Genomic DNA, 13,268 nt, shown 5'->3' on the forward strand with positions numbered 1-13,268 from the left:
CGTCTATTCGTCTATTCGTCTATTCGTCTATTCGTCTATTCGTCTATTCGTCTATCCGTTCACATTTTTCATTGAGGCGCTGTTCGGCATCGGTGCCGCGCATTTGATGGGTGTGTGGGGCTATGCGAGGGGCTACGGTGGTGTATCCCCGGGCGTTTGGTCCCCTGCTTTTTGTTGTGCCTTCCAGGACGGTTTTGAGGTCGGCGATGTCGCCGCGCCAGGATAAGAGGGCGTGGCGCAGTTCGTTGCGGATTTCTCGATGGTCCGGTTGGTGGTAGAGGTCGTTTTGTTCCTGGGGGTCGTTGATGCGGTCAAATAGACGGCCTTCGTCTTCTTCAAAGAAGTAGGCGAGTTTCCAGCGTTTGGTGGCGACGGCGCAGGATTTGTAGAGGGTGGCAACGGCGCAGCGGCGGGGGGATTGTTCGCCTCTGGCGAGTGGGGTGAAGAGGTCGAATCCCTGCATGGAGGGGCATTCGGTGCCGGCAGCCGCGAGGAGGGTTGTGGTGATGTCGTTCCAGATGGCGAAGTCTCGCGTTTCTCCTTGCGGGAGGGTGCCGGGCATGCTCATGATAAAGGGGACGCGCCAGGATTCATCGTAGAAGTTGTGTTTGTCGTTAAAGCCGTGGTCGAAGAATTGCTGCCCGTGATCGGATGTGAAGATGATCAGGGTGTTTTCTCGGAGGTTATTCTGGTCGAGGTAGTCCAGGATGCGACCGAGGAGGGCGTCGCAATACGCGGCATACGCATAATAGGTTTTGCGGAGTTCCATGATGGTGTCGCGGTATTGCGGGTCGTAGATGCGGCCAATGGCTTCTCGCCAGTATTTGATGGTGTTTGGGTCTTCACCCGGATGGCATTCGTTTTCGGGTTTGATGCCGAGCAGGCGTTTGGTGTGTGTGGGCTGGTTTTGTTCTTCGCGGTGGGTGTAATTGAGGTCGGGCAGGTTGTCGCAGTTGTCGTAAAAGGTGAGCCAGTCGCCCGGTGGACATTCGGGTGGATGCGGCGCGGGTAATGAGCAGAAGGCAAAGAAGGGACCCGAATCGCGCTTGACGACCTGGTCGATTTGTTCGATGGTTTGTTTGGCGAAAAAGGTGTCGAGAAAGTGTTCTTCGGGTACGGGTGTGGGCTGTTTGTGGCAGTCCTGGGGTGTGAATCCGTGTTTTGGGATGTATTCTCTGTAGTCGTCCTGACCGATGATGATGTCGAAGGTGTCTGGGGTTTGTCCAAAGTGTTGTTTGCCGACCATGATGTTGGTGTAGCCCTGTTCTTTGAGGAGGTCGGGTAGGGTTGGGAAGTGGGTGAGGCGGGTCATGCCGTTTTCCCATACGCCGTGTATGGGGGTGTGCAGACCGGTGATGAGGCTGCTGCGCGAGGGGTTGCATACGGGTGAGGGCGTGTGTCCCTGTGCGAACATGACGCCTTCGGCTGCGAGGCGATCTGCGTGTGGTGAATGGGCAAACGAACTGCCCATGCAGTTGAGGGTGTCCCAGCGCTGGGTGTCTGTTGTGATGAGTAAGAGGTTGGGGCGTTCGGTCATGTGTGTTCCTTTAATGGAAGTTAGTACTGGCCCGAGAGGTCTGGAACGGTGAATTCGAAGCGTTCTTGGGCGTCTGAAAGCCGTTTTTGCATGTCGGCTACGCGATGGGCATAAGAGGGGTCGGCGATGGCGTTGGTGTATTCGTCGGGGTCGTTGACGAGGTCGTAATATTCGTCGCCTTCGCCTTCGCGGATGTAGTGGATGAGTTTTTCGGTTTGGGTTCTCAAGCAGACCATTGTTGGGAAATACGGATAGGGCGGGTCTTCGAAGTATTCGAAGAAGAGGTCTTGTCGAGGTATTTCGCCTGTGTTGGTCAGAAGTGGCCGCAGGGAGTGGCCGTGGTAGTGGTCGGGTACGCCGAGACCGGATACGTCCATGATGGTTGCCGGGATGTCGAGGCTGATTACGTCGGTTTGTTCTACGCGACCGGGGTTGGCGATGAGGTCGGGATAGCGCATGAGATAGGGTACGCGGATGGATGGGTCATACATCCAGCGTTTGTCGCCGAGGCCAAATTCGCCGTGGAAGTAGCCGTGGTCGCTGGTGTGTACGACGAGTGTGTTGTTGGTTTGTCCAATGGCGTCAATTTTGTCGAGTACCCGGCCCAGGGCATCATCTACGCCGCGCACGGTGCGCACGTAGTTGCGCATAAAGGTGTCGTAGCGTTCGTTGTCTCCGTAATTATACGGGCGTTCGCGAAGGGTTCTGGCTTTGCCATCGCGAGATGCGCCCAGGGCATTGGGTTTGGGTAGTTCGTCATCGGAATAGGCATTGGCATGACGCGGCGGTGGGGTGAAGGGTCCGTGAGGGGCTTTGTACCACAGGCAGATTGCCCAGGGGCGGTCGTCGTTTTGGTCGAGAAATTGTTCGACGTAGTCGGCGAGGAGGTCGGTGTTATATCCCTGATGTTTGACTTCTTCACCGTCGATGATAAAGATCGGGTCTTCGTAGTCTCCCTGGCCGCGAAAGCTGACCCAGCGCTCAAAGCCGGGTTTGGGGTCGCCGCCGGGCAGGTCAATGCCTTCGGTTCCGTAGTGTATTTTTCCAAAGAAGCCCGTGCGATATCCGGCTTTTTGTAATTGCTCGGGCCATGTTACGAGGTCGGGGCGAATCGGTGCGCGATTGTGTGCTGCCCGGTGGGTGTGAGGATAAACACCGGAAAGATGGCTGGCTCGGCTGGGCGCGCATAGGGGTATGGCGGTAAAGCCATTGGCAAAGCGGATGCCTTCACGGGCGAGGCGGTCCATAGCAGGTGTGTCGATGAAGGGATGTCCCGCACATCCCATGCAGTCGTGTCGCTGGTCGTCGCACATGGAAAAGAGGATGTTGGGTTGTCTGGTCATTATGAATCTCCGGAAGGGGTTGGTATGTCACTTTTAACAGCTAAAGATAAAGCTTTTTTTCAAGAAAATGGCTATCTCATTCGATACAATATGTTGAGTGAGGGTCAAATTCAAGGGGCGGTCGATACGCTTTGGCATTATATTGAAGCAGATCGCTATGATCCACAGACCTGGGTGGATGCAGGTCCGCGGAGTCCAGATTGTTGGGATCATCCCGCGATTCGCGCAACGCTTTACGAAACGGATTTGTTTGCGATGTGCAGGGAACTGGCTGGCGATTTGAGCGATGATGCAGATCCTTCGACCATTCTGGTGTATCCCAGTGGCAGCGATGAGTGGGCGATCAAGTTACCACATCTGGATGGTTATAATAAGAGCGAGCAGGCAACCGTGGGGTTTACGATTGGTGTGACGGTTTATCTGAGTGATGTGGCGCCGCGTGGCGGAGGTTTTACACTGTGGCCCGGTAGTCATAAGGCTGTTGCTGAATTTTTCAAGTCGCATTCCCTGCTGGGTCTCAATATGCATCATCCCGGCGGCATTGTCGAGCGCGATATGGGCCGCATTTTCGATCTGAATGAACCTGTTGAGCTGGTCGGGCAGGCGGGTACTGCGTGTATCTGGCACGGGTATATGGTTCACAGCGGTACGTCGAATTGCAGCGATCAGATACGGATGGCTCTGGTGAGTCGCATGAGTACAAAAAATTGGGATCTGTTGCAGTTTGAGACGCCGGATGATATGTGGGAATATTGGGAAGTGTGAAGGATGAAGTGTGAAGTATGAAGTGGAAAGGAAGACCGTCATTGCGGCAGGGTGTAAGCCGCAATCCAGTGGGGGTTGGGTAGTTGGGGAAGTGTGAAGGAGAATATTATTATGGATTTTGTAAAGTTGAGCGATGAGCAGCGGGAGTTTTTTGATGCGGAAGGGTATCTGGTGGTGGAGGATGTTCTGGGGGCTGAGGAAATCGCGCGGTTGACGGATGCGTGTGATGCGATGATGGCGTTTTATGATGATAGGGGAAGGGCGTATAAGCAGTTTCGAGATGGGATAGTGGAGGAGCCTGTATTTCGTTCTTTGATTGCCCATTCGGGGACGGTGCCTCTGGTGATTCAGCTTTTGAGTCCAGATATTCATTTGCAGAATACGGCGATTATTTACAAGGATCCAGAGGATGCCGAGACGACGGAGCCGATGCGTTCCTGGCATCGGGATATTGGGATTACGCAGGAGATCGGGCATGCGTATCAGCCGCGTGTTGGGATTAAGGTGTGTTATTGTTTGACGGATTTTCCGGGACCGGATTCGGGGATTACGCGGTTTGCGAGGAGGAGTCATGTGCTCAATGAACCGCTGGGTATTCCGAGAGGTGAAGTGGATCCGCCCGAGGTGGTACAGCCGGTGTGTAAGGCGGGGGATGCGCTGTTTTTTGAGAATCGCATTTTTCACACCAAGTCGCCGAATTTGAGCCATCGCACGTCCAGGGTGGTTATTTTTGGGTATAGTTATAGCTGGATTCGGAATGGTTTTTATTTGGGGAATTTAGATGATGACGTGATCGCAGATTTGAGCGATATTGAGAAGCAACTTCTGGATGTGCAGTTGAGCGATAATCCCAACTTGAGCGCGAGGCCAAATACGTATCCGCTTACCGATTGGGCAGAGGAGCACGGGGTGACGCCCGAGCAGGTTCCGTGGACGGTTGAAGTTTAGGAATAGGAGGAAGCAATGCGCGTTGGGAGATGGATTTTATGCTTCATTTTAATCGGGGCAACAGGTGTATATGCTCAGGAGGCTGAGAGAAAAGGGACGCCGCCCACGCTTGAGAATGTGGCGTATGGACCTTATGAGCGCAATGTGCTGGATTTTTGGAGGGCAGAGTCGGATGTACCAGCACCTGTTTTGATTTTTATTCACGGGGGTGGGTTTGTCGGTGGTAATAAAAGGGGTGTTCGCGGCAGTGTGGTTGTTGAGACTTGTTTGGAAAAGGGCGTTTCATTTGCGGCGATTAACTACAGGTTTAAAAATACTGCACCCATACAGGATATTTTGCGCGATGCGGCGCGGGCAGTGCAGTTTATCAGGTACAATGCCGAGGCGTGGCACGTCGATCCCAAACGCATCGCTTCTTATGGTGGCTCTGCCGGTGCGGGGACTTCGATGTGGCTGGCTTTTCACGATGATCTGGCCGATCCCGATAGTGAAGATCCCGTGCTTCGCCAGTCTTCGCGCATTGTGGCGGCGGGGTCTCGCAATGGTCAGTTTTCCTATGATATATTTCAATGGGAATCTGTGCTCGGTTTGCCTGCTGAGAATTTTTATTCCAGGGATGTCTCGTTTTACGGCCTGGCTACGTTTGATGAAGCTGAGACCGAAAAGGGCAAACAGATTCGGGCGGATGTGGATATGCGCGGGTTGATTACTAAAGACGATCCACCTGTGTTTTTGTTTTGTAGTCAAAGGGGTGGGGTGCCCCAAAATCGCGGTCATTATGTTCATCATCCCAAACATTCAATTGCGATCAAAGAGCGGTGCGATGAAGCAGGTGTGGAGGTGGAGATGTATTTGCCGAAGATGGGATCGCCACCGCCGGGGAATGCGAATCAGGCGATGTTGGCGTTCTTTTTTAAGCATTTGAAGGTTGAGTAAAGGAGGTTGATGTGGCGTTCAAGGTATTGACAGACGCGCAGGTAGCGCATTTTGTGGAGAAGGGGTATGTGAAGTTAGAGGGGTGTTTTGAGAAGGCGGAGATTCAGGATTGGCTCGATCTGGCATATCTGCGTTTGGGGTATGACAGGGATGATCCCACGACCTGGGTCGAAGATCGCATTCACATGCCGTCGATGAATCGGCGGGCAGTTGCCGATCTCGCGCCAAAAGCATGGGATGGGATATGCGATGTGATGGGCGGGGCAGAGCGCATTGAGGGTGAGCCTTCGTGGGGGGATGGGTTTATTATTAATTTTCACAAAGATGCCGATGATCCCTATGTTCCGTCGGCAAAGCATGGGGGATGGCACAAGGATGGCAATTTTTTTCGGCATTTTCTGGATAGTCCAGAGCAGGGTCTGTTGACGGTGGTGGTTTGGGATGATGTGTTGCCCAATAGCGGCGGTACGTATCTCGCGCCGGATTCGATTCCAAAAGTTGCGCGGTTTTTGTACGATCATCCCGAGGGTCTGGAACCGACGGGTTCGTTTGGGAAGATGATTGAGGGATGTGAGGAGTTTGTCGAGGCGACGGGTAATGCAGGCGATGTGTATCTGATTCATCCGTATATGTTGCATTCTGCTGCGCCAAATCCTTCGGGGCGTCCGCGGTTTATTACGAATCCTCCGGTTGCGTTTAAAGAGCCTATGAATTTCAATCGCGAGGATCCCGATGATTTTTCACTGGTGGAGAGAGTGGTGTTGAGGGCGCTGGGTGTCGAGCGATTGGATTACCGCATTACGGGCAAGCGAGAGCGGTATTATACGGAGTTCCGCCGCGAACGAGAGCGCATGCTGGTGGAGCAGAAGGCGCGTTTGGCAGAGCTTGAAAAGGAGGTTGTATGAGTTGATGCGCAGGTGTAGTATTCTGGTGATGGAATCGGGAGAGGGTTTTCCACTCACACGGAGTTTTGAAAAGAGGATTGTTATGGACGCGAGATGTCTGGATTATTGCGTGACCGAAGAGGAGCGGTTGAAGTTTGAACGCGATGGGTTTTTTATTCTTGAGAGCGTGTTGCCAGAGGATCTGGTGGATGAGTTGGTGCCGGTTGTAGATCGGGTGGATGGCGCGTATCGAGAGCGAGAGGGCATGGGGCCAGATCAGCGGTCGAATATGCTGGATTTTATTGGGCAGGATGATTTGTTTTTGGAATTGCTCGATTGGTATAAGACTTTTCCAAAGGTATGGGGGTTGCTGAATTGGAATATTCAGCTTTACCATTCCCACATGATTGTGACGCCTCCTGTTGGTCCTGGAAAGTCGCTTGAGAAAGATGGACCGGGGCTTGGGTTTCACCAGGATAGCGGGCGCCTCAATCTCGATATTGAGACGAATCCGCGTCCGAGGATTTCGCTGAAGGTGGCGTTCTTTTTGACGGATGCATCAGAGCCTGGTCGCGGAAATTTTGTTGTGGTTCCCGGTTCGCATCTGGGCAATGTGTTTCCGGGCGAGAGTCGCTCAGAAATGCCCGAGGGCGGTATGCAGGTGTGTGTGCCGAAAGGTAGTGCGGTTTTTTTTGATCGGCGTATCTGGCATTCGAGCAGTACCAATTATTGGAATTCGCCCAGGCGTACGCTGTTTTACGGCTATAGCTATCGCTGGTTGCGGCCCCGCGATAATATGACGGTGGATCACTTTATAGAGCGTAGTGATCCTATCCGCAGGCAGTTGTTGGGAGCGAGTCCTTCGGGTGGTTTTGGATATACGTCGCCCAAACCCGAAGATGTGCCTTTGAAGACGTGGATTGAGGAGCATTTGGGTGAGAAAGCCGTGGCGGCTTAGTGTTAGTATGTCTGCAGGATATCAGCGAGTGTATCGGTTGTCCATTGATTGATGCTTTTGCCACTGACTTCGGCAGCTGTGGCAATTGCTGCGTGAACTTCTGGGGGAAGGCGCAACATTAGATTGCCAGAATAGGGCTTTTGTGGAGAGCGATTTAATTTTTCACAGGTTTCGAGATAATCTTCCACTGCTTCTTCAAATGCAGTACGCAGTTGTGCAACCGAATCGCCGTGAAAACCCACGATGTCGTTGATGCCCGCTATGTGACCAATAAAGCAACGGTCTTCGTCGCTGTATTCAATACGAGCAGCATATCCTTTATGTGTCATTGTGTTCATGGTGCTATTCCCGCTTGTTGTAAAAAATGTTTGGCATCACGCACTTGATACGGCTTTGCCTCTTTCTGGGGATGAGGGCGATGAAAAGTAGCGACAATTTGATTCAGTTCAAATCTCACGCGCGAACCTCTGCCTTCAATAGTTCTGGCTCCAAGTGCTTTGAAAAGGGATTCGATACGTCTCCATTCCAATGTGGAGGGGACGGGCGTTCTGAAGATGTCGTTTAAGGTGTTCTGGTGTCGTCTGTTCATTGTTTTTATGATATCATAATATGATATCATTGGCAAGTGTTTTGTATAGAGGGAGTGTTTCATGGGATTGCTCACCCGTGATGAGAAACAATTTTTTAAAGACAATGGGTATCTTGTTAAGCGGGATGTTTTGCCCAGGGCATTATTAGAACGCGCTGTGGATGGCCTCTGGCACGGTGTTTGGGCAGACCGCTGCGATCCTCAGACGTGGGTGAATGCGGAGCCGAAAAAGCCCGAGAGCAAGACTCCGGCTTTGCATCGGTCTATTGTGTACGATTACGGTGTGTTTGATATGGCCGAAGAGATGGCGGGCAAAGGGCGGCTGACCGAGTGGGCTGAGCCGACGCCGTTGTTTCGCTATCCCACGGGTATGGATAAGTGGCCAACGCCTTCGGGCGGACATGTGGATGGCTACGGGCAAAAGGATTTGACGGTGGCTGGTTTTACGATTGCCGCAACCGTTTATCTCTGTGATATCAAGCCTCGCTCGGGTGGATTTTGCGTGTGGCCCGGTACACATGCAAAGATGGCGGATTATTTTATGTCGCATTCTTTGCTGAGTGTGAATCGCCAGTTTTTAGATCACAGCGAGCCAGCCACCCAGATTCACATGGGGACGATTATTGATTTGCCCGATCCGATGGAGATCACAGGTCCTGCAGGTACGGTGATTTTCTGGCACGGTTTGATGGTTCACAGCGCGAGTAAGAATTGCAGTCGCAATATCCGCATGGGGTTGTTTACGCGGTTTAAGTGGAAGAATTGGAATGAGTTGCAGTTTGAGACGCCGGACGATATGTGGGAGTATTGGGAGGGGATGTAGTGGGTACATTGGATACAAAGTTCAGATGAATTTCTCGGGAGATACGTCAAAGATGACGGCTAATTTGCGCGCATTTTTCAGACTGATTGTGCGTAGGCCCCGTTCCATGTTGGAAATATGCTGACGGGGTATATTGCCCAATTTTCGGCCCAATTCGGCCTGAGTCATATTGTGATTTTGGCGATAGATTCTAAGGTTGTCACCAGGGATGATTTTAGACTTTATATCTCGATACCAGTTGGTTTCAAAAATATCGACGGTGTCATTGTCGTCATCGGAAATCTGAACGTCATTCCCAAATTCTTCTTCCAAAATTGAAAGAAGTCGATCTGGTATTTCGCCTTTGATATTGATTTCAATACGGGGCGTTTTCACGACTGCCTGCATAATATACCTCAATTGTTATTGTATCCTTTTCCCAATACCAGCACGCAACCCAATGATAGGCAATATGACAATGATATCTTTCTGCACCGAGTTTGCCATAGTTGGGCCAATCGTTTCTGATGGGCCCCTTGTCACGCAAATCTTCAACGAGATTGGCCATCTTTTTTTGAATTTGCTCAGGCATTTTTCGAATATTTCTGAGCAATTTTCTCTTGATGATGACGTTATACATATTAAATTGTAACTATTTAATGGTTACAAGTCAAGTGGCAACCAATCCTGGAGCAATTTTATGATAGATTCTCCTAATATTATTTTTATTTTGACTGACCAGCATCGGCTGTCGGGCGTGGGAGCTTATGGCGAGACGCCTTGTCGTACGCCGAATATCGATCGCCTCGCAGCAGAGGGCATCTTGTTTGAGAATGCTTATACGGTTTATCCGGTGTGTAGTCCGGCTCGGGGGACGCTGCAAACGGGTGTGTATCCGCATACCCATGGCATTACGTCAAATATCCACGAGGTGGGGTGTAGTGTTCACGAGTTGGAGGATCGGCCCGAACTGTTGTCGCGGCGTTTGCAAGCGGTGGGGTATGGGACGGGATATACGGGAAAGTGGCATCTCGGCTCTGAGAAGACGCAGACATTTCAGGGGTCGAATAGGCCATCTTCACCTTCGCGTATCGGATATGAAGGGCAGGATTTTGCCGGGCACGGCGGGGCTGGTTCAAGTTATTCGGATTATCGGGCATGGGCGCGGGCTAAGGGTTATGAGCCGGGCGTGAAGCCCTGGGCTGAGGCGACTACGATGGTCCGCAATGGGGTGGGTGAGTTGACTGTACCAACTGAGGCGACGGTGCCAGCGTATCTGGTGGATAATGTGATTGAGATGAGCAGGTCGTTTCGGGAGCGCGATTTGCCGTATTTTATCAGTTTGAATTTTTGGGGACCGCACGGGCCGTATCACGCGACGGGAGAGTTTGTGGATTGGTATCGGGATGTGGAGATTCCGCCGTGGGGAAATTACGAGTGGCCCTCGCGGGAGATTCCCGGTCCGCATCATTTGAAGATTCACTGGGATAAGGAGAATTTGACGTGGGAAGATTGGGCGATGGCGGTGCGCTATTATTATGCGCGGGTGTCGATGATTGACAGTCAGATTGGTCGGTTGTACGATTATTTGAAGGCGAGTGGGGAATTGGACAATACGGTGCTGATTTTTACGGCGGATCACGGCGAGACGCTGGGCAGTCACGGGGGGTTGCTGGATAAAGGGTGGCATCATTTTGAAGAGACGCATCATGTTCCGATGATTATCCGGCTGCCGGATGGTTCGCATGCGGGAGCGCGCATTTCAGAGTTTGCTTCGCTGGCGGATATGTATCCCACGATTTTGGATCTAGCTGGTGGAGATTACGATGGGGATGCGATTCACGGTGCGTCGCTTTTGCCGCTTGTTCGCGGTGAGGCGACGGACTGGCGCGATGCTGTGGTGACGGAGTTTTTGGGTTTGGGCAATGTGGCTACGTCGATGAAGATGCTGCGTATGGGGGATTTGAAATACGGGTGTAATTTGACGGGGCAGGACGAGTTGTACGATCTGAAGAACGATCCCCATGAGATGAATAATGTGATTGATGATCCCGATTATGCCGATGATCTGGCGCGATTGAAGGCGCGGTTGCAGCAGTGGATGGTGGAGACCAGTGATCCGGCTTTGCGGATGTATCGCTGGCGCGAGCGTGAGGCGATTGGATAGGCGCTCTGGATGGAGGTGTTATGTCAGAAAATAAGGATTGGCGAAATCAGGGGGTGCGGGTAGTGACGGGCGATCAGTTGGATTTTAATACGCCACAGACACCGGGGATGACCCGGGCGGCGGCGATTAATCGCGCGAGTGCAGGTGCTGAGAAGCTGTGGGCGGGGACGGTTGAGATTCATCCGAATGCAAAGACTGGCGCGCACCACCACGGGGCGCTGGAGAGTGTGATTTATGTGGTGAGCGGGAGGGCGCGTATGCGGTGGGGCGATCAGTTGGAGTATATGGCAGAAGCGGGTCCGGGTGATTTTATTTATGTGCCGCCTTATGTGCCGCACCAGGAGATCAATGCCAGTGTGGATGAGTCTCTGGAGTGCGTGCTGGTGCGCAGCGATCAGGAGCCTGTGGTTGTGAATCTGGATATTCCAGTTGTTGAAGAGCCTGAGAAGGTGTATTGGGTGGATCCGATCCATCCGGCTCCGAGAGATGATTAACATTTAGCATTTGAAGAGGTGAGATGGTGAAACGAAAATTGGGATATGTGGGGCTTGGGATGATGGGTGGTGGGATGGCGAGTCATTTGGTTGCGAGTGGCTATGATGTTGCGGTTCACGATTTGCGCGATGAAGCGGTTCAGGTTTTGCAGGAGAAGGGGGCAACGGGGGTGAATACGCCCCGGGCGGTTGCCGAGCAGTCGGAGGTTGTTATTTCTTCGCTGCCGACGCCACAGGCTGTTGAGCAAGTCGCTTTGGGACCGGATGGTATTGTTTCCGGGTTGTCGGAGGGGCAGGTTTATATTGATATGAGTTCGATTGACCCGGATACGACGCGCAAGGTTGGCAGGATTATAGCGGAAAAGGGCGGGTATATGCTGGATGTGCCCGTGGGCAAGGGGCCGGCAGATGCGGCACGGGGTGGATTGACGCTGATGATTGGCGGCGATGCCGATGTGGTGGCGTCCGTGCAAGATGTGCTGGATACTCTGGGCGATGAGCAGTTTTATTGTGGTGAGTTGGGCATGGGTGTGACGACTAAGCTGGTCAATAATCTGGTGTCGTGTTCGGTTGCTACGCTGTTGGGTGAGGCTTTTGCGATGGGTGCTGCCGCGGGATTGGATGTGGGTGTGTTGTGGAATGTGATGTCGAATACGGCTGCAAATTCGTCGCATTTGCAGGGGAGTTTTAAGCGCCGCGCCCTGGTGCGAAATTTTGATCCCTATTTTAAGCTGAGATTGTCGCATAAGGATCTCGGGTTGGCTGCACAGATGGCCGCTTCACTGGGGGCGACAAATTTGATGGGCGCAGCTGCGTATCAGATTCAGACTATAGCGATGGGGATGGGGTTGGGCGATGAAGATCAGACAGCGTCGATTAAGGTGGCGGAGAAGACTGCGGGGGCTGAAGTGAGAAGGGTGAAGTGAGAAGGGTGAAGGTGCGGGGAGTACTTCAAAGAAAAGGAGAACAAAGATGCCAGTTTTGAGCGAGAAGGATTGGGATTTTTGGCGGGAGAATGGGTATGTGGTGGTACACAATGCGGTGCCGCAGGAAAATTTGGATGCGATGGTGGATACGGTCTGGACATTTTTGGAGATGGATCGCGATAATCCGGAGGATTGGTACAAGTACAAACCCTATACGCGCGGGAATCCGTGTTCGATGATTGCGGCATCGGGGATGGTGGAGATTTACCAGCATCAGGCGTTGTGGGATAACCGGCAGTATCCCCGCTTGCATCAGGCGTTTTCCGAAATTTGGGGTACGGAGAAGTTGTGGGTGTCCCTGGATCGCGCGAATATGAAGCCGCCTTCGCGGGCGGATAAACCCGATTGGCAAAATGAGGGCATGATTCACTGGGATACGGATACGTCTGTGCCCAAAGTGCCTTTTGGGGTGCAGGGGGTGTTGTATTTGACGGATACTTCGGAGGATCAGGGCGGGTTTCAGTGTGTGCCTGGGTTTAATAATATTTTTGAGGAGTGGGTCAAGACGCAGCCAGAGGATCGCGATCCCAGGCGGCCCAATCTGGATGATCTGGAAGTGAAGTCGATTCCGGGCAGGGCGGGCGATCTTTTGATCTGGCATCGGTTGCTGGCACACGGCAATGGGCACAATCGCTCGGATAGGCCCCGTCTGGCGCAGTATATTACGATGTCGCCAGCAGAGGGTCGGGGAGAGGCAGAGCGGGAAGAGCGCATTCAGGCATGGCGAGCGTGCAGGCCCACGCCCCGCTGGCCGGGTGATCCGAGGGATTGGGAACACAAGACGCAGGAGCCAGCGAAGTTGACGGAATTGGGGAAGAAGTTGTTGGGTTTGACGTCGTGGAATTGAATGGCTAATGGA

16 protein-coding genes are annotated in these 13,268 nt (G+C 52.6%); 10 read left to right on the forward strand and 6 right to left on the reverse strand.

Going from position 1 to position 13,268, the window contains the following annotated elements; translation table 11 throughout:
• Positions 1-43 precede the first annotated feature (43 nt).
• Together F4Y39_15345 and F4Y39_15350 are read right to left on the reverse strand one after the other, a co-directional pair.
• Entirely contained in the window at positions 44-1,537 is a 1,494-nt protein-coding gene (locus F4Y39_15345; protein MYC15095.1) for a sulfatase-like hydrolase/transferase, read from the reverse strand.
• Positions 1,538-1,557: 20 nt separating this feature from the next.
• The gene (locus F4Y39_15350; GenBank protein ID MYC15096.1) at positions 1,558-2,880 is read right to left on the reverse strand and encodes a sulfatase-like hydrolase/transferase; all 1,323 of its coding nucleotides are present in this window, start codon (positions 2,878-2,880) and stop codon (positions 1,558-1,560) included.
• Here F4Y39_15350 and F4Y39_15355 point away from each other — a divergent pair.
• The 5 genes from F4Y39_15355 (at position 2,806) to F4Y39_15375 (ending at position 7,371) form a co-directional block, all read left to right on the forward strand.
• A complete protein-coding gene (locus tag F4Y39_15355) occupies positions 2,806-3,645 on the forward strand; it encodes a phytanoyl-CoA dioxygenase family protein (protein ID MYC15097.1) in 840 nt (279 codons plus the stop codon). The genes F4Y39_15350 and F4Y39_15355 overlap by 75 nt on opposite strands.
• 111 nt (positions 3,646-3,756) lie before the next feature.
• A complete protein-coding gene (locus F4Y39_15360; GenBank protein ID MYC15098.1) occupies positions 3,757-4,593 on the forward strand; it encodes a phytanoyl-CoA dioxygenase family protein in 837 nt (278 codons plus the stop codon).
• A 15-nt stretch (positions 4,594-4,608) separates the two neighbouring features.
• Positions 4,609-5,529, forward strand: a complete 921-nt coding sequence (locus tag F4Y39_15365; protein MYC15099.1) for an alpha/beta hydrolase — start codon at positions 4,609-4,611, stop codon at positions 5,527-5,529.
• 11 nt (positions 5,530-5,540) lie between these two features.
• Complete coding sequence (locus F4Y39_15370; GenBank protein ID MYC15100.1) at positions 5,541-6,434, forward strand: hypothetical protein; 894 nt, start codon at positions 5,541-5,543, stop codon at positions 6,432-6,434.
• An 82-nt stretch (positions 6,435-6,516) separates the two neighbouring features.
• Positions 6,517-7,371, forward strand: coding sequence for a phytanoyl-CoA dioxygenase family protein (locus F4Y39_15375; protein MYC15101.1), 855 nt, complete (start codon positions 6,517-6,519; stop codon positions 7,369-7,371).
• 2 nt (positions 7,372-7,373) lie between these two features.
• Here F4Y39_15375 and F4Y39_15380 read toward each other — a convergent pair whose 3' ends face one another.
• Complete coding sequence (locus tag F4Y39_15380; GenBank protein ID MYC15102.1) at positions 7,374-7,709, reverse strand: type II toxin-antitoxin system HicB family antitoxin; 336 nt, start codon at positions 7,707-7,709, stop codon at positions 7,374-7,376.
• A complete protein-coding gene (locus tag F4Y39_15385) occupies positions 7,706-7,960 on the reverse strand; it encodes a type II toxin-antitoxin system HicA family toxin (protein MYC15103.1) in 255 nt (84 codons plus the stop codon). The genes F4Y39_15380 and F4Y39_15385 overlap by 4 nt, the downstream gene beginning before the upstream one ends.
• A 61-nt stretch (positions 7,961-8,021) precedes the next feature.
• Between F4Y39_15385 and F4Y39_15390 the strand changes: the two genes are divergently transcribed.
• Complete coding sequence (locus F4Y39_15390; protein MYC15104.1) at positions 8,022-8,783, forward strand: phytanoyl-CoA dioxygenase family protein; 762 nt, start codon at positions 8,022-8,024, stop codon at positions 8,781-8,783.
• A 21-nt stretch (positions 8,784-8,804) separates the two neighbouring features.
• On the opposite strand, the gene F4Y39_15395 is transcribed toward F4Y39_15390, so the two are convergent.
• Together F4Y39_15395 and F4Y39_15400 are read right to left on the reverse strand one after the other, a co-directional pair.
• A complete protein-coding gene (locus F4Y39_15395; protein ID MYC15105.1) occupies positions 8,805-9,170 on the reverse strand; it encodes a helix-turn-helix transcriptional regulator in 366 nt (121 codons plus the stop codon).
• Positions 9,139-9,402, reverse strand: a complete 264-nt coding sequence (locus F4Y39_15400; GenBank protein ID MYC15106.1) for a hypothetical protein — start codon at positions 9,400-9,402, stop codon at positions 9,139-9,141. The genes F4Y39_15395 and F4Y39_15400 overlap by 32 nt, the downstream gene beginning before the upstream one ends.
• Before the next feature lie 60 nt (positions 9,403-9,462).
• On the opposite strand from F4Y39_15400, the gene F4Y39_15405 reads away from it, so the two are divergent.
• Genes F4Y39_15405 through F4Y39_15420 form a run of 4 tightly spaced genes read left to right on the forward strand, consistent with a single transcriptional unit; the run spans position 9,463 to position 13,256 of the window.
• Entirely contained in the window at positions 9,463-10,929 is a 1,467-nt protein-coding gene (locus tag F4Y39_15405; protein MYC15107.1) for a sulfatase-like hydrolase/transferase, read from the forward strand.
• Between the two features lie 20 nt (positions 10,930-10,949).
• Positions 10,950-11,423 (forward strand): cupin domain-containing protein, encoded by a 474-nt coding sequence (locus F4Y39_15410; protein ID MYC15108.1) that lies wholly within the window; start codon positions 10,950-10,952, stop codon positions 11,421-11,423.
• 23 nt (positions 11,424-11,446) lie between these two features.
• Entirely contained in the window at positions 11,447-12,349 is a 903-nt protein-coding gene (locus F4Y39_15415; protein MYC15109.1) for an NAD(P)-dependent oxidoreductase, read from the forward strand.
• Positions 12,350-12,395: 46 nt separating this feature from the next.
• Positions 12,396-13,256 (forward strand): phytanoyl-CoA dioxygenase family protein, encoded by an 861-nt coding sequence (locus F4Y39_15420; GenBank protein ID MYC15110.1) that lies wholly within the window; start codon positions 12,396-12,398, stop codon positions 13,254-13,256.
• Positions 13,257-13,268: the final 12 nt, after the last annotated feature.

The sequence above is a fragment of the Gemmatimonadota bacterium genome (assembly GCA_009838845.1).
GTDB lineage: Bacteria > Latescibacterota > UBA2968 > UBA2968 > UBA2968 > VXRD01.

Coding starts and splice junctions, on each gene's coding strand:
- F4Y39_15345 (MYC15095.1), bottom strand. CDS start 1,537: ATGACCGAACGCCCCAACCTCTTACTCATCACAACAGACACCCAGCGC.
- F4Y39_15355 (MYC15097.1), top strand. CDS start 2,806: ATGTCCCGCACATCCCATGCAGTCGTGTCGCTGGTCGTCGCACATGGA.
- F4Y39_15350 (MYC15096.1), bottom strand. CDS start 2,880: ATGACCAGACAACCCAACATCCTCTTTTCCATGTGCGACGACCAGCGA.
- F4Y39_15360 (MYC15098.1), top strand. CDS start 3,757: ATGGATTTTGTAAAGTTGAGCGATGAGCAGCGGGAGTTTTTTGATGCG.
- F4Y39_15365 (MYC15099.1), top strand. CDS start 4,609: ATGCGCGTTGGGAGATGGATTTTATGCTTCATTTTAATCGGGGCAACA.
- F4Y39_15375 (MYC15101.1), top strand. CDS start 6,517: ATGGACGCGAGATGTCTGGATTATTGCGTGACCGAAGAGGAGCGGTTG.
- F4Y39_15380 (MYC15102.1), bottom strand. CDS start 7,709: ATGAACACAATGACACATAAAGGATATGCTGCTCGTATTGAATACAGC.
- F4Y39_15385 (MYC15103.1), bottom strand. CDS start 7,960: ATGAACAGACGACACCAGAACACCTTAAACGACATCTTCAGAACGCCC.
- F4Y39_15390 (MYC15104.1), top strand. CDS start 8,022: ATGGGATTGCTCACCCGTGATGAGAAACAATTTTTTAAAGACAATGGG.
- F4Y39_15395 (MYC15105.1), bottom strand. CDS start 9,170: ATGCAGGCAGTCGTGAAAACGCCCCGTATTGAAATCAATATCAAAGGC.
- F4Y39_15400 (MYC15106.1), bottom strand. CDS start 9,402: ATGTATAACGTCATCATCAAGAGAAAATTGCTCAGAAATATTCGAAAA.
- F4Y39_15405 (MYC15107.1), top strand. CDS start 9,463: ATGATAGATTCTCCTAATATTATTTTTATTTTGACTGACCAGCATCGG.
- F4Y39_15410 (MYC15108.1), top strand. CDS start 10,950: ATGTCAGAAAATAAGGATTGGCGAAATCAGGGGGTGCGGGTAGTGACG.
- F4Y39_15415 (MYC15109.1), top strand. CDS start 11,447: ATGGTGAAACGAAAATTGGGATATGTGGGGCTTGGGATGATGGGTGGT.
- F4Y39_15420 (MYC15110.1), top strand. CDS start 12,396: ATGCCAGTTTTGAGCGAGAAGGATTGGGATTTTTGGCGGGAGAATGGG.